This is a genomic window from Bdellovibrionales bacterium, from assembly GCA_016714165.1.
GTDB lineage: Bacteria > Bdellovibrionota > Bdellovibrionia > Bdellovibrionales > UBA1609 > JADJVA01.
In genome coordinates this window covers 23,434-36,866 of sequence record JADJNU010000007.1, presented here as the reverse complement: position 1 = coordinate 36,866, position 13,433 = coordinate 23,434, and the positions used below count along the sequence as shown (strand labels likewise).

Sequence of the window (13,433 nt, the reverse complement as noted above, 5' to 3'; positions counted from 1 at the left end):
TCATGGCAACCCGGCCGCGCTCCCGGGATGCAAGGGAAGGAATTTTAATGCATAAGAAATTATTGGTCGGCTGCTTATTAGGTCTATCTACCACAGTTGTTTCAGCGGAAGAGCCCGCGCCGAACCAGCTCGTTCAAAGCGAGATTAGTCAGTTCGCCCCAGATAAAGCAAACTCAATTCGACTGCGCCTCACAGACGGACTAACTGGTAATCTCGTATTGAGCTTGCATCGTGATGTTACGCCGAAATTGCGCCTTGGTCTTCAAGGTGGGACTTTTGTATCAGATCATCTCCTCAGAGATTATTGGAAATATACAGATTCACAAATAGACATAAGTGAGTACAACATTTCAGCCTATTCTATTGGCGTAGGTGTTGAATACGCTCTGGGTGAATCAATTAAGGAGGATACCTGGTACCTCTCTGGTATACTCTCAACCTCTAAGGTAGGCGTGAAAAATCGTTTTATTGAAGAAAAAGCGACGGGCGATGTTGATATGTTGCGGTCATCAGTTGGCTATCAATGGGTCAGGAATCGCTTAACTTGGCATTTAGCTTATGAAGCAACCTCTTGGTATCGCTTCGCTTTAACATCGGTAACTCCCGATTATAGACATGATTTTGGTAATACTCCGCCGTTGGCGTTAGCAGACGTCATGTTTCGGCCATCTTTTATTGTGTTTGGCGTTGGCTATGTGTTCTAGGATTATATAAGTGACATTCTGCAGTTGAACTCTCAGGTGAAGACCAATTAATAATCACACTCAAATCCCTTCAAAAGTTTAGTCGAACTTCCGATGAAAAACAGTTTCAAAATGAATCATCGGAGATCATCATGAGTGATAAGCCCATTACTGAAGTAGAGGAATTTGGTCACCTAGGTCTAGTGGCAGCAATATTTAAGGACTATGGACTAACTGACAAAATCGATAAGCTGTTGCCAAAGCTAAGTAACTGGAAGCGCCGGTTTCCATTGGGAGCTTTTTGGCCGATTGGCCGGTCCTCCGGGGACCGTTATTGCCGGTTTGGAATGGGACCTTTGGCAATTTGACAAATGAGTTCCGTGTCCACAAAAATTAATTCGTAGACAAAGTGTATTTGGAATTGAAAGGGAGACGTGTCCGGCCGCTAATGACCTTTCTTAAAGATTACACAGAGGCAACAAGTCGGGTCTATTTCGTGGATAAGAGAAAAAGGAGCCAGAGGCCTTCCCGAGCATCAAGAACTTGAAAATTCAGGCCACCAAGAGTTAAAACGAAGGCAATCAATAAAGAGCCTGTTGTTCAATGACTCGAGCTTGAATTCAAGGTTTGTTATGACCTCTAGGGAAGTCTCGCTGGTCTTAAAAACGTAACGAAACCGACTTGTCACCGGAAACTCCATTGGAGTGACATTTTAGAAGGAGTTCTGCAATTAAAAATAAAAATATCAGATCAATATATCTACAAAGGTCCCTCTAAACTTCGGCCCTTAGAAAGGACCATAGGACCGGCAAATCGGCTGAAATGGTCCCTTTGGAAACTGGCGCCTGCACCATCATCGTGTACGCGCACACGCATTGGAGTGCTGCCCGTTTTTTCAGCATCAATTAGCCGCTCATTTTGAATTTCAGGCACACAACCGAGTGAGGCAAACTCCACCGCGAAGTCAGTCGGTCCACCTTGCCCTTCAACCTCATCAGCGGCCTGGCTGAATCGCGCAAAAGCAGCTTGATAGCGTTTTGAACGCCTCAAAACCTGCCAACCGATGGCTGGATGCCATAATTGGCCCTCAAGCTGTTTTACGAGCTTACTGGCGCCCACTGTACCCCACCTGACTTTCGCCTAACGCGCACGGCCAAAATGATCGGCCACGGTGGGAATATAAACTCAAATGCCTAAATTTTCAATTTTTACGATTCAAATTAATAGCCCCTTCAGCACATTGAAGTTCGTGTAAACCAATTTGGTGGACCGAAATAGCGAGCCGACACAAATCGCGGATGCTGTACTTGATCGCCGATCGAGGTAATTTTCCTTCGTAAAAAGCCATATGCTGGGCATGAATCATTTGAACCATTTTGTGGAGTTTTCCAGCTATTGAAGCCTGCTTACCGATTCGCTGGTTTGATTGCTGCTCGCAAATTTTCTGTGCAATACCCTGCCAATGCTTACGCCGCTTTGTGACCCAATCCTCTTTCTTACACCATTGCTCCACTGTGCTTCGCGATATTTGAACTTCCTGAATGATCTTTCTAAGACTCTTGCCCTCGTGAACATAGAGGGCAAAGGCCCTATTCTTTACTTCTGCCTTCATGCTACCATCATTATACGTTAGTTAGTATATTGAGGACACTATGAGCGTAGATCATATTTTTAAGTACTTGGCGTATGCAGATTCGCCCCCCACTGAAAACGAAAAATACCAGGATTGGTTATTGTTTGAAGATTTCTTTTCATTTCTGAAAGGAACTGCGAAAGAAGAATTTGTTCCAGTATTGATTCACTCCAAAGGTGTGACGTTATATTCAGTTTTTGTTCCAAATGTGAAGTTTGATGGCCTTGAACAGGCATCGTTAAATGATTGGGACCTAATGATGGCATCGCGAGCACTGAGCTTTACGCACTGGGGTTCTGGTGACAAAGAGTGGGTGGATGTTGAGGAGCCTTTTGCAGATCCAAGAAGTGACTTTTTAAGGGTGCTGAAGCTTTGTATTATTATAGGGAATTTTCGCGACGCAGGAACGACGATCGACTGAACTATGAATTCAGTCAGCGATTGATTCATGCACTTGAATGTCACTGGGTAGATTCGGAAAATGCTTTTTGTACAATGAATGAGGATGGCGAATACATGCCTCACTTATTCATGGTCGTTCGTGGCAGCACAAAAGTTTTCTTTGCCAGCAAACGGAAGTTAGAAGTGTACGAACACTACACAAAGCAGAAACTTGTTAGATTGTTCGACATCCACAGAAATCGGGACATATTCGGATTTCAAGAAGATTCAAGAAGTGAAGAGGCCATCGCTAGAGATGGGGACGTACATGCTCGACGAGTTTTGATGTATGACAAAACCAAAACACCATCCGGCAGTTTTGCCCGTGGATCTCAAATAATTGGGGAAAGTCTTACGGATGCGCAGGCACTTGATGTTTTTACTGATCGGGACCTAGAGCAGGAAGAACAATACTGCACTTACATAGTTCATGATTGGAAAAACAAGAAGGTGACTGAAGTTTCCTGCGCGCCAGGCGCAACCGCAAACTACTTCACCGAATCGGAATTGCCTTTTGAAACATCACCAGCATTTTTCAAACCTGATGTACTACTTAAATATAAGGCTGATCCTGATAAATATGAGATTTCCAGTCGAACGATTAACTGCATCGGCGGTTGGTATTTGCAAACCTACGATATAGATGATGCTGGGCAGGTTTCAACTTATCCCTGCTATTTAAGACACCTACCTTACTCCGAACAACTATATTGGAAATCGTTTAATGAAAAGCCAAAAGCGGGACTTTCCGATCGTGCGTTCAAAACTGACTTTGAGGGAAAGTGGGCCGATGCTCAACCCATTGATACTCTCAAGGCTTTGGTAAAGAGGGTTCCGACATTCAAGGTAAATGACAAAGAGTATGTTGTATTTTCCCCCACGATAAAGGACTTCGATGGGGTACTAAATAGTCTTAATTTGGTCGTAACAAATGGTTTGGAAGAGTGGAAGTCAGAGACAATTAAGCTGGCATCGCTGTGTAGATACTCTCGCGAGAGCCAATCTTTCGGAGCTTGCTAAGTACTTGGGTTGTTACGACAAAACTTTGGGAAGCATCAACACGCTGGGAAATTGCCTGCGTAAAGTCGGAATAGATGAGGCCATTGTAAAAGAGATTCAAGATTCGCTAAAAGAGCTTTGGGATATGCGAAGTCAAAAGGGCGTAGCTCATTTGGGAAATCGTCCAACTGGAAAGCATCTCAAGGATGTATTTTCAGAGTTGGTCGAAAAGGTAGCTGCTGCTTATACCTTGCTTTGCGAAATACTCGCGGAAAAGTACACGATTGAACTTCCGTAGTTTCTAATCATCCCAACCCTTGGGGGATTTGGCCATATTAGCTAATACTTTGTCGGCATCGGAACAGTTCATGTGTGAAGCCATAAATTCAATAAATGATTGAAACGGATTTTTGACTTCAGTTCCGTTATTGCCCAACTTTACTGCCGAAAAAGTTGAGTTTTTCATTTGATAAGGAAACAAATGGCTCTTGCCGCGCGAGGCATAGAATAGTTCTTGCGCTTTGATTGCCGATTCAAGGTCACTAAATGTTGGATCATTTGTGCAACTTATAGAAGGAGAGAGATTTCCAAAATAACTAACGATCATTTCGTTATTAGATAAGTATTTCGGTGAGGAATTTGCGCGCTTCCAATAATTTGTAGGGCATAAATTTAGGTCCCAAAAAAATGCCTTTTTCTGATTTATGACAAAGATCAGTGATTCAAGTGGTGCCATTGCGGGCTTACCAGTAACAAGTGTCACTGCATCTTGATACGTTTTGCTCGCAAAAATAATTTGATCTATGTAAGCGGATGACTCTAAGTCATGAGCCTGCTGAGTAAAGTGACTCCAGCAAAGCATTTGATTGTGGCCATACCGAATTGTCTCACTTCCACCGAAACCGACATATTCAACATTTTTTATTACTTCATCTATTTTTGAAACTTTAAGGGTTTTGCCTGGTTCATCGCAAACTTTTGTTGAATCAGTGACCAACACAGCCACTCCATTTGCTTTCGCCATCGCGATGGCTGTCATTCCCATCCTCCTTCCGTAGTAAACAAAATGTTTACTACACGCTGTTTACTACAAGTTGTTGCAAGTCCTGCGAACTTACGGGAGTCCACGGGAACTGAACCGAGTGGCTGGAAAGGGCTTAACAACTACCAAGTTGTTGTTTTCATTTCCTTAATCCATCCGTTGGACATTTCACTCACGATTCATTCGTGAATGGTGGAGGCGGGGAGAATTGAACCGTTTCTTTAGGCCTCCATCATTTTACCTTTGAGACGTTAACAATTAATTATATCTATGTATAGTTCGGCGAGACCAGTTTTTGGAGTGATTCGAAGTCAATTGGATGAAATTCTGAGTATTTTTGACTTGGGATAAATTGAATCACTCGTCCATCTTGGTATTTTACCCAGATTGCCTGTTGGCACCGGCATACCCTTTGTTCGATTTTTTCCTCTGATAGAGGTGATATTTCGCAGTAGAACTTCAGTTCTCTTTGAAATATTGTCCCGTCTCACATACTTGGACCGGCTAATCTCACATAACTGGACCGCCTGATTTTTGGAGGTCTATACTTCAGTTTTTTCGATGTCAATATCTGGCAAAATTATTCGTCCTTTCATGCGGTAACTTGGACCCTCAAATACCACGATTTTAGCCTGCTCAAACATCCGATCGATCGCCGCATTGGCTAGGATCGGATCACTAAAGACTTGTGGCCATTCTTCGACATCTCGGTTGCTGGTCAAGATCATCGCCGAGTTGTATTTGCGTCGATCAAAGAGATCAAATATCTCTTCACTCACATCCCGTGGCATCGTCACTACGCCCCAGTCGTCAAGGATCCAAAGTTTGGACGTCAAAATTTGTTTGAACAATTTATCCAAAGTGTTCCGCTCCCGGGCCATCCGGATCTTGGCACTGAGTCTTTTTACGCTCGAACAAAACACACTGTGGCCCAGTGCTGCGGCTTTCATGCCTAATGCAATTGCGCAGTGGGTTTTGCCAGTTCCTGGACTTCCAAGCAACAATGCAATTTCATTTTCCTCTACGAACTTGCAACTCGAAAGCTCTTCGATCTTCTCGCGATTGATCCTCTTGTTAAAACTCCAATTGAACTGCTCCAATGTTCTCCTCTCTGGGAATGTCGCCTTTTTAATCCTACGTTCAATCGCGTTTTCCTTGCGCGTATTCAGCTCATGCTCAAACAATGTCGTCAGCCAGGAAAAATCGGACTTGATTTTTCTGGCTGCCAAAACCGACTCTAAATTCTCAGCTGCCGACGGTAGCCTTAGCATCGTCAGTTGCTGACGGATTGTTTCTATGCTCACTCCACGCTCCCTCTTGGTTTTGGCCACATCATTTCACGACCCGTAAGTGAGCCCTATACTCACTCATCGGCCTTGTGAACTTGCCGCCCGTTGTATTAAAATTTTCAGTCTCCATTTTTACTTTTGGTGTCATCTTCAAAAACGAGTGGACCGTGCGAAAACTGATCGAACTGATTTCAATTGCAGACGCACAGGCCTTGTCGATCAAGGCATTCTGGTATTTCTTGTTCAACGTCAGGATTCCCCAGACCACCCGAGTGTCTACAAAACCTTCCCCCCTCGATAAAATGATCTGGATCATTCGAGCGACATTGCCGCCGATAGCCTCTGCCTGCTTGATGTAATGGGCGTGATTCTGCAAATTCGTTTCGTTCGAGGATTTGTAGTGATCCTTGCACGCCTGGCGCTGGAACTTGTCTTTGATTACATCATAGACTTCCAGTAGCCTCCCAGCGCAGTAAATCGAAAGCTTTTCTCCGTTACCAATCAAAGTCACACTCTGGCCCGACAACCTCAAGTCAACTCGATAGTATTTATTCAAAAACCTCACATATCCATCACGGCGAACAAATCCATTCAAAATGGTCTCGATCTCATAAGGAACCTGGGGCAAGTCACGCAATGTCTTTTGTTCCTGATTCTCAAAAACCTCCACAGGCTTCTCGCCATGAGTGCCGTGCTTGCGACAGTTGGCAATCTTCATTTTCAAATCAATATGGCTTTGGGCTTTCTCGATTGAAAATTCCTTCAAATCAAAGGACTCAAAAAGCCGCCGAACCAATTGCACCGTACGTTCAACCTTGCCCTTCTTCTGTGGATCCGCCGGAGGGAGGGCCTCTATCGTAAAACCGGTATGCGATGCAAATCTCTCGTAACCGGCATTCAAAATCGGCTCATGCTCCGAGGCACGATTCACGAATACCTTTGGATTGTCAGAGGTGATTTTCCTTGGAACCCCACCAACCTCAAAGAGCATTGATTGGATCGCTTTCACCGTTGTCACAAAATCGCACTTGTCCATCACTCGAACCATCGTGTACCGACTGTGACCCAAAATCCCGATAAAGGCCCATATGGCACGTTTGCGACCGTCCTGATCTATCACATCGAGAGCCTTCGCCCAGTCCACCTGCAAGCATTCCCCGGGGGCGTGAATGATTTCAGGTGATGAGCCCCGAAGCAGACGGTCGGACTGAAAATGCTGCCTCTCAAGATAGCGGTAAAAACTTGCACGTGGAATCGACACCGGAATCTCTTCGAAGATTGTCTGTGGTGACCAACCCAGATGGAGTCGCTCCAAGATCCAATTCTTGTGCGGATCGAGCAGAGCGTCGGCTTCTGCTGGTTTCGACTTGCGGAGATCTATGATCGGAAAAAGGGCCTCGGGATAATTCGGCAATTTCCTATCAGTCGACCGAAAGAGTTTTGGCTCTGTACTGATCTGTTCTAAGAATCCGTACTCCACCGCAAGGCCTCGGACCTTGATCACATAGCCTTTGCCTTTGGAGAGTTGATTGGAAATTTGCGAAGCCGATTGGCCCGCTCGAAACTGTTCGACAATTTTTCGATCCACCGTGATTCTCCCTAAAATCGAGTTCCTTTTTCGCTTCATGCTTCCTCCCTTTTAGGGGTCATTCTTGCATGAAGTTCAGGTGGATGTTTCTATGCCTAATTTTTAAGCATTTGGCCGGTCCAAGTATATGAGATTTTGACCCCACATAACCGGTCCACTTGTGTGAGATTTGTCTGCGTCATACCGGTCCCGTTACGTGAGACGGGACAGAAATATCTCTCATTACCAAAGTTATCTAATAGCCCCAATAAATAATCATTCTTCCGTTGTTCTGTGATCTTCCGTATGGTGAAACATAATCAGAATCTGAAGAAGCCCCCGGATTTATGCCGCTGCCTGCGGTTACAGCAGAATTTAAAACGGACACATCTTTATATGAAGATCCACCGATTCCACCTTCGCCAGAATTAAGCCCACTGTTTGGGCAAATGCCACCAATCCCCCCATAATAACCTGCACCGCCACCACCACCACCGCCTCTATTACTTAATAATGATCCACCGATTCCACCAGTTCCTCCGTAAATTGATGTACCTGAATATCCGCCAGTACCACCGAGCCCGATTCAATGAGCTGATTTGTCATTTTGCGCTCCCAGGTCCAATCGCGATTTTTGGAACTATCTATTTCTCCAAGGCTTGCAATAGAACGAGAAGGGCTAGAAGGACGCAAAGAACCAGAATCCGATCCCGGTCGATCAAGGAGAACTTTATTTACCATGGTTACCCCTAATACGATGGACACAATCGAAACCGAAGTTAGAATCTTTCTTCGGTGCTGTTTCAATTCAAAATTGGAGGATTTCAGAGAAACCCCATTCTTCGATTCTTGGACCCGAGGTCTGATTGGTAGCTCTATGACTTTACCGCCCTGCTCTGACATCTGATATTCCTTCTGTTATCTCACTCGCCTATATTAGCGTCTGGATTTCATAATTTGCGAAGGCCATGCCGGGATTACGATCAATTCAGCGCACTAAAGTGACGAAAGATTCGACGACTGCTCAACATTTATTGCCTCCCGTGCTTGGTTCAAAATGATACAAACCGCAGCAAAGAGCTTGAATCGACAGCCCTTTCTCATACCATTTCGGATCGGGACGCTTTTTTGTGTACTCCGTGCAGAAAAATTTCCTTAAACCTCGGCCAAAGACCTATCTTTTCTTCTCAGGTGAGAAAAGGAGAGCTAAACTAAGGAATGCGCTTTCTTGATTATCCAAGATCACGGCCGATTCAGAAAAATTCCGTTTTTTTGTTTTCGTATTTCCTTTTGTTTTGCCTCTCATTTTTTTCTTACTTGGGAAAATACTCACCCAGTATAGGTCTGGCTGAAGCAGAAGAATCCATTTCCTCGCTTGAAGAAAGGCTGAAAGCTGAACCAGATAGCATTAAAATAAGATCTTCGCTGGCGCTTCAATATTCTAGATCTAAAGGCCAGGAAATGAAGGTGATCGAACTGCTGAGCCCCTTTACTGATGAACTCTCATTGAGCTCGCTCCTTCAGCTCGCAATAGCCTACCAAAATGTCAAAAAATACACGGACGAAGTCAGGGTCTTAAAAAAGGCTCTCGAAAGTGGTCCAAAGAGATATGACATACATTACAAAGTAGGCCTGGCCTACCTTAAATCTGAAAAATTCACCGAAGCCACAAACAGTATGAGAGACGCAATTAAAATTCAGAGACGGTTCCGGCAAGCCTACGACTCTCTGCTGGATATTTTCCAGCGCACAAAAAACAACTATGAAAGCCGTAGCATTCTACGGGACATGGTCAAGATCTTTGGAAAGGACCCCCTTATCTACTCCCACCTTTGTCGGCTTGATTCGATCGATGGGTATCTTGAATCCGCAATAAAGGCTTGTCGTAAGGCAATGCGTATCGAAAAGGATTTACAGGACAACTATGTCTACTTGGCCCAAAGCCTCTTCGATAGTAAAGATGAAACAAGTGCGGGCAAAGTATTGATTCAAGCTGCGCGCCGATTTCCCAAATCGGAACTTGCCCAATGGGCCACAGGTGAATACTATTTGCGCCAGAAAAACTACGCAGGGGCACAAACATATTTTGCCAAAGCTGTCTCAGCCGATGAGAAGTCAGCACGCTCTTTGACTGGCTTGGCTGTTTGTCAATTCGAACAGGAAAATCACGAGGACGCCCTGGCAACCTTCTCAAAGGCCTGTGAAATCGACGAAAATGTGGTCGAAAAAATCAGAGAAGCTGCAGGAAAATTGCGTCTGGCAAAGAAAGATGAACTCTCCCGTCGCTACACAAAACAAATTCAAGACTGCAAACGAAAAATCAAAGAGTAGCAGCCAAGAACCTCTTATTGAATAGCGGCCTGCTCAATCCATGTGTCACGCCCACGAATGGCGTCCTCCAGGCGATAGCTAAGTATTCTATCGGGCCACACCCCTCCCGCTTCAAGATTGATCTCATCGTGAGTGAGATAGATAGCCTCAGGAACAGAGATACTATAGCCTCTAGGCAACGGAAATAAAAAATACCATATCGCGAGAACCACATCTCCTGCAGTCGGCTCTCCCCACACTCGGGAACGGGCTCTCAGTTTAAAAGCGTAAGCGAAGATCTCCGATACCGAGCCCGTTTGAAAATTAGTCAATACTGTTACCGGCCCCCGAAAGCAGCCATATCCCGGATAGGTAAAAAGACCCACCTCTCCGGCCACATCCAAGAGTCCGTGCTGATAGGTCTCGTCCATGTTGTCCTCAAATTCCAATTTCAACGCCTTGTTTTTTCTCGGCTGGAGAAGGCGACCAATCTTGGTTCTGTCACAAAAGAAGGGAGAAAGAGCACGAAGAGCAGAAACAAAGCCGCCGCCATGGTTCTCTCGAATATCAATTATCATTTCCTTGTATTGCGCCATCGCCTTCACGATTTTTAACCAGTCTTCCTTCTTAAAATAGGAATTCCGAAAGCTCGATATCTTCAAAAGGCCCACGTCCTTTTTTGCAGGGACCAATACAGGATTAAAATCGACGTTAATTTCTGTCGGCTCCAAAAAAACTGAAAATCGCTTATCACCACGACGAAGAACAAATGTTCCAGAAAATTGATTGAGTTGCCACTCTGAATAGACGGCCTCTCCAGCATATTCTTCAACAAGATCTCCAGGAGCTATTCCAGCCCTGAGAGCAGCGCTACCAGGCAGCACCTCGATGACAACATATTTATCTTCAATTTGGCGAACACGGGTCCCATTCTCTCTCCCCTGACCCTCCCAAAGAAGCCTATCCTCTGAAGGAGTATAAATCGCCGAATGAGAGATTCCAAGACGGTAGAGTTGAGCTTGCAAGCGGGACAGAACAGTACGCGTATCTTCGAGGTAGTCCATTTTCTGGGCCTCTGACCTACAGCCATCTGCCCAATTGTTAAGTTCAGCGGACTCATCGTAGAATTTCTCTTCAACCAGACTACAAACATAAGCAATCAATTCGAGATGAATTCTGTGCTTTTCTGAAAAATAAGCCATGCCCGCCAAGAGGGACACCAGAAGAGATCCTCCGATCCATAAAATCCATGCTTGCTTTGTCAACATGCTTCCGATCGCTGCTCTCAAGAATATCTCAACTGCTCAATTGCACATCTGCACAGCCATACATCTGCAGGACTGAACAACGGCACGAAAAAAAAGACCGGACTTATCGCTCCGGTCTTCTCGTTTTCAGGCTAATAAAGAAATAAGTGAAAGGTTAAAATCCTTTCGTCTAAGCAACTCGTCTCCGTCTCGCAGCAGAAGGATCAATGTTGTATTGCTTAACCTTGCGATACAAGGTGGCTCGGCCAATACCCAGAGCCTTTGCTGCTTCAGTTAAGTTACCATTGAACTCATGAATGGCGTTCTCAATCGCATGAGCTTCCATTTCATTGATCGTTTGTACTTTTCCGTTATGATCCATGCGCTGACCTGGACCTGGGAAAGGAAGAATCTTTGCACCCACATCAATTGGCTTTGAACCAATCGCCAATGATGGGAGTTCTCCAGCAAGCTGCTGAAGAAAACTAGAATCTCTCATTCCCTTCTGCCATTCCATATTCGTATAAACCTGAACAGTCAGACCGTTGCTTTGTCCAAAGGACTTCAACTTGTCAGCTGTCTCACGCTCATCACACACAAGAATACACATTGTACGTACCATGCTCCTATACCTCCCAGTATATTGCCTCAAGGCAAGTCAAAAATCGACTCACAGAGTACCTATCGGCGGCCCACATTGAGAAATAAAGGAAAAAAATGCCTACCAGGCCTCAAAAAGCCATAAGGCCTTGATACACTTAGTGAAATAATTTGAGGCAGCATTTGTCCAGCAATTGGTCAAGGGATCTGCCTCAACTTGAGCAGCCTCCCATCGCCATCCAGATCTAAGAAATAGGGATGGGATGGGAATGTTCGGCCACTCTCCTTCAGATTTTTCTATTGAAGAAGTGCGGGGTTTACTGGCTGGCGAAATGAAGCTTCCCAAGTTATTGGGTCAATCTCAACCAGTTCGTTTGTTGGAATTCTTGGCGATGGCTCTTCTAACTCTTGGTTTCCAGCTACCTGCGGTTCTTCTAAGCCCGCTGCTTCCTGCTGCGTTGGCTCTCCTTCGGCAGCAGCGGCAGGCGCTTCTGGCTCAACAGCCTCGACAGATATGCTCTTCTTGATTCGTTTTTCGACAGCCTTTTTAAATTGATCTTCCGTTACTCTTGCCAAGTGTTCGACGTGGAACTCATCATCAAGACGACCCATTCTCTCTCCGTCTGAATCCAATTGAGCCTCCACAATTCGAATTTGGACCTGACCGAACTGATCTTTTATTAGAACCATAAGTCCAACAGGAGCGAGCTCTAAAAACTCTGGTGTCAAAAGAATCTCGCCGTTCGATTGCACAACGCCAACATTTACAGAAGGGGGTGCGCCATCTTCAATGGCAAGACCAAGAGCAGGAGCTAACATAAAGACCTGCCCATTTTGATCAACTCTAAGGACTCTCGCCTCATTTGGAATCTCAGACCCTGGCGAGACATCGTAATAATTGTTATAATACGGCCCCTGAAACACCCAGTATCCCACAAAATCCACATCAAAGGCACCAGGAGTAGCCGCACTAGGGCCGCCTACCGTACCTGAGCTCGGGGGGGATTTCCTTTGGGTTCCCGCCGCTAAGGCCTTGTTAAATTCTTCTTGTTGGCTTTGAGTGAATCTCTTAAAAAAATATATGTCCTTCTTCACCAATTTCTGATTGCCCACCGGCTCTCCTGAACCTGGTACCGATGACACCGGACCAGTTCCAACGACCTTGATATTATCGATATCGATTTTAGTTAACACAAACGAGACAGGACCGAACTCGCTATTTGAAACCTCTGGCGTCAGGAGAATCGAGCCGTCCGCCTGCACGACTCCAATTTTGTTGAAACTACGTTTCTCTTCGTCGAAAACAAAGACATCGCCGTTAGGATCAATCCGTGTGACCTGAGCCACGTTAGATTGGTCTTCTGCGCCAGAGGCCTTTTCAGGAGAGTCTACATCTTTTGGAGAAGGAGCCCAGTACCCGACCAGGTCCTTGTCAAATGTCTTCTGACCCTTATGTGTGGGCTTACTGCAACCAATTGTTGAAGCCGTCATTAAGGCAACGGCCACGAGTGAACTCAGGCTTAAAATACTTTTACTCATCATTAGCTTCCTCCGGAAAATAAAATTTGGTAGTTCGATAAATCTGACAAAAAACTAAAAAATCCGAATTGGGGATTTGCAAT

General features: G+C 45.1%; 15 protein-coding genes. 6 read left to right on the top strand and 9 right to left on the bottom strand.

Annotated elements, in window-relative coordinates; genetic code table 11:
* Positions 1 to 47 precede the first annotated feature (47 nt).
* Entirely contained in the window at positions 48 to 704 is a 657-nt protein-coding gene (locus IPJ71_18445) for a hypothetical protein (GenBank protein ID MBK7845629.1), read from the top strand.
* A 131-nt stretch (positions 705 to 835) separates the two neighbouring features.
* The gene (locus IPJ71_18440; protein ID MBK7845628.1) at positions 836 to 1,051 is read left to right on the top strand and encodes a hypothetical protein; all 216 of its coding nucleotides are present in this window, start codon (positions 836 to 838) and stop codon (positions 1,049 to 1,051) included.
* A gap of 391 nt (positions 1,052 to 1,442) precedes the next feature.
* Here IPJ71_18440 and IPJ71_18435 read toward each other — a convergent pair whose 3' ends face one another.
* Both IPJ71_18435 and IPJ71_18430 read right to left on the bottom strand, forming a co-directional pair.
* The gene (locus IPJ71_18435; GenBank protein MBK7845627.1) at positions 1,443 to 1,802 is read right to left on the bottom strand and encodes a hypothetical protein; all 360 of its coding nucleotides are present in this window, start codon (positions 1,800 to 1,802) and stop codon (positions 1,443 to 1,445) included.
* A gap of 82 nt (positions 1,803 to 1,884) precedes the next feature.
* On the bottom strand, positions 1,885 to 2,295 hold the full coding sequence (locus tag IPJ71_18430) for a hypothetical protein (protein ID MBK7845626.1): 411 nt from the start codon (positions 2,293 to 2,295) through the stop codon (positions 1,885 to 1,887).
* Between the two features lie 40 nt (positions 2,296 to 2,335).
* On the opposite strand from IPJ71_18430, the gene IPJ71_18425 reads away from it, so the two are divergent.
* From IPJ71_18425 to IPJ71_18415, 3 genes are all read left to right on the top strand, one after another.
* Positions 2,336 to 2,737 carry a hypothetical protein gene (locus IPJ71_18425; GenBank protein ID MBK7845625.1) on the top strand — a complete coding sequence of 134 codons (402 nt, stop codon included), beginning with the start codon at positions 2,336 to 2,338 and terminating at the stop codon, positions 2,735 to 2,737.
* Positions 2,738 to 2,811: 74 nt separating this feature from the next.
* The gene (locus IPJ71_18420; protein ID MBK7845624.1) at positions 2,812 to 3,777 is read left to right on the top strand and encodes a hypothetical protein; all 966 of its coding nucleotides are present in this window, start codon (positions 2,812 to 2,814) and stop codon (positions 3,775 to 3,777) included.
* Positions 3,778 to 3,802: 25 nt separating this feature from the next.
* Positions 3,803 to 4,054 carry a hypothetical protein gene (locus tag IPJ71_18415; protein ID MBK7845623.1) on the top strand — a complete coding sequence of 84 codons (252 nt, stop codon included), beginning with the start codon at positions 3,803 to 3,805 and terminating at the stop codon, positions 4,052 to 4,054.
* A gap of 3 nt (positions 4,055 to 4,057) precedes the next feature.
* Here IPJ71_18415 and IPJ71_18410 read toward each other — a convergent pair whose 3' ends face one another.
* The 4 genes from IPJ71_18410 to IPJ71_18395 form a co-directional block, all read right to left on the bottom strand.
* The gene (locus tag IPJ71_18410) at positions 4,058 to 4,795 is read right to left on the bottom strand and encodes a hypothetical protein (protein MBK7845622.1); all 738 of its coding nucleotides are present in this window, start codon (positions 4,793 to 4,795) and stop codon (positions 4,058 to 4,060) included.
* A gap of 545 nt (positions 4,796 to 5,340) precedes the next feature.
* Positions 5,341 to 6,102, bottom strand: coding sequence for an ATP-binding protein (locus tag IPJ71_18405; GenBank protein MBK7845621.1), 762 nt, complete (start codon positions 6,100 to 6,102; stop codon positions 5,341 to 5,343).
* Positions 6,103 to 6,130: 28 nt separating this feature from the next.
* Positions 6,131 to 7,714 carry an IS21 family transposase gene (locus IPJ71_18400; protein ID MBK7845620.1) on the bottom strand — a complete coding sequence of 528 codons (1,584 nt, stop codon included), beginning with the start codon at positions 7,712 to 7,714 and terminating at the stop codon, positions 6,131 to 6,133.
* A 447-nt stretch (positions 7,715 to 8,161) separates the two neighbouring features.
* Positions 8,162 to 8,557 carry a hypothetical protein gene (locus IPJ71_18395; protein MBK7845619.1) on the bottom strand — a complete coding sequence of 132 codons (396 nt, stop codon included), beginning with the start codon at positions 8,555 to 8,557 and terminating at the stop codon, positions 8,162 to 8,164.
* A gap of 315 nt (positions 8,558 to 8,872) precedes the next feature.
* Between IPJ71_18395 and IPJ71_18390 the strand changes: the two genes are divergently transcribed.
* Complete coding sequence (locus tag IPJ71_18390) at positions 8,873 to 9,985, top strand: tetratricopeptide repeat protein (GenBank protein ID MBK7845618.1); 1,113 nt, start codon at positions 8,873 to 8,875, stop codon at positions 9,983 to 9,985.
* Positions 9,986 to 9,999: 14 nt separating this feature from the next.
* On the opposite strand, the gene IPJ71_18385 is transcribed toward IPJ71_18390, so the two are convergent.
* The 3 genes from IPJ71_18385 to IPJ71_18375 form a co-directional block, all read right to left on the bottom strand.
* Complete coding sequence (locus IPJ71_18385; protein ID MBK7845617.1) at positions 10,000 to 11,253, bottom strand: hypothetical protein; 1,254 nt, start codon at positions 11,251 to 11,253, stop codon at positions 10,000 to 10,002.
* 148 nt (positions 11,254 to 11,401) lie between these two features.
* Positions 11,402 to 11,833, bottom strand: coding sequence for a hypothetical protein (locus IPJ71_18380; GenBank protein MBK7845616.1), 432 nt, complete (start codon positions 11,831 to 11,833; stop codon positions 11,402 to 11,404).
* 275 nt (positions 11,834 to 12,108) lie between these two features.
* Positions 12,109 to 13,353, bottom strand: a complete 1,245-nt coding sequence (locus IPJ71_18375; protein ID MBK7845615.1) for a hypothetical protein — start codon at positions 13,351 to 13,353, stop codon at positions 12,109 to 12,111.
* Positions 13,354 to 13,433: the final 80 nt, after the last annotated feature.

What these genes read in the sequence shown, in the direction of transcription:
- IPJ71_18445 (MBK7845629.1), top strand. Translation starts at nt 48, where the DNA reads ATGCATAAGAAATTATTGGTCGGCTGCTTATTAGGTCTATCTACCACA.
- IPJ71_18440 (MBK7845628.1), top strand. Translation starts at nt 836, where the DNA reads ATGAGTGATAAGCCCATTACTGAAGTAGAGGAATTTGGTCACCTAGGT.
- IPJ71_18430 (MBK7845626.1), bottom strand. Translation starts at nt 2,295, where the DNA reads ATGAAGGCAGAAGTAAAGAATAGGGCCTTTGCCCTCTATGTTCACGAG.
- IPJ71_18425 (MBK7845625.1), top strand. Translation starts at nt 2,336, where the DNA reads ATGAGCGTAGATCATATTTTTAAGTACTTGGCGTATGCAGATTCGCCC.
- IPJ71_18420 (MBK7845624.1), top strand. Translation starts at nt 2,812, where the DNA reads ATGAATGAGGATGGCGAATACATGCCTCACTTATTCATGGTCGTTCGT.
- IPJ71_18410 (MBK7845622.1), bottom strand. Translation starts at nt 4,795, where the DNA reads ATGACAGCCATCGCGATGGCGAAAGCAAATGGAGTGGCTGTGTTGGTC.
- IPJ71_18400 (MBK7845620.1), bottom strand. Translation starts at nt 7,714, where the DNA reads ATGAAGCGAAAAAGGAACTCGATTTTAGGGAGAATCACGGTGGATCGA.
- IPJ71_18395 (MBK7845619.1), bottom strand. Translation starts at nt 8,557, where the DNA reads ATGTCAGAGCAGGGCGGTAAAGTCATAGAGCTACCAATCAGACCTCGG.
- IPJ71_18390 (MBK7845618.1), top strand. Translation starts at nt 8,873, where the DNA reads ATGCGCTTTCTTGATTATCCAAGATCACGGCCGATTCAGAAAAATTCC.
- IPJ71_18380 (MBK7845616.1), bottom strand. Translation starts at nt 11,833, where the DNA reads ATGGTACGTACAATGTGTATTCTTGTGTGTGATGAGCGTGAGACAGCT.
- IPJ71_18375 (MBK7845615.1), bottom strand. Translation starts at nt 13,353, where the DNA reads ATGATGAGTAAAAGTATTTTAAGCCTGAGTTCACTCGTGGCCGTTGCC.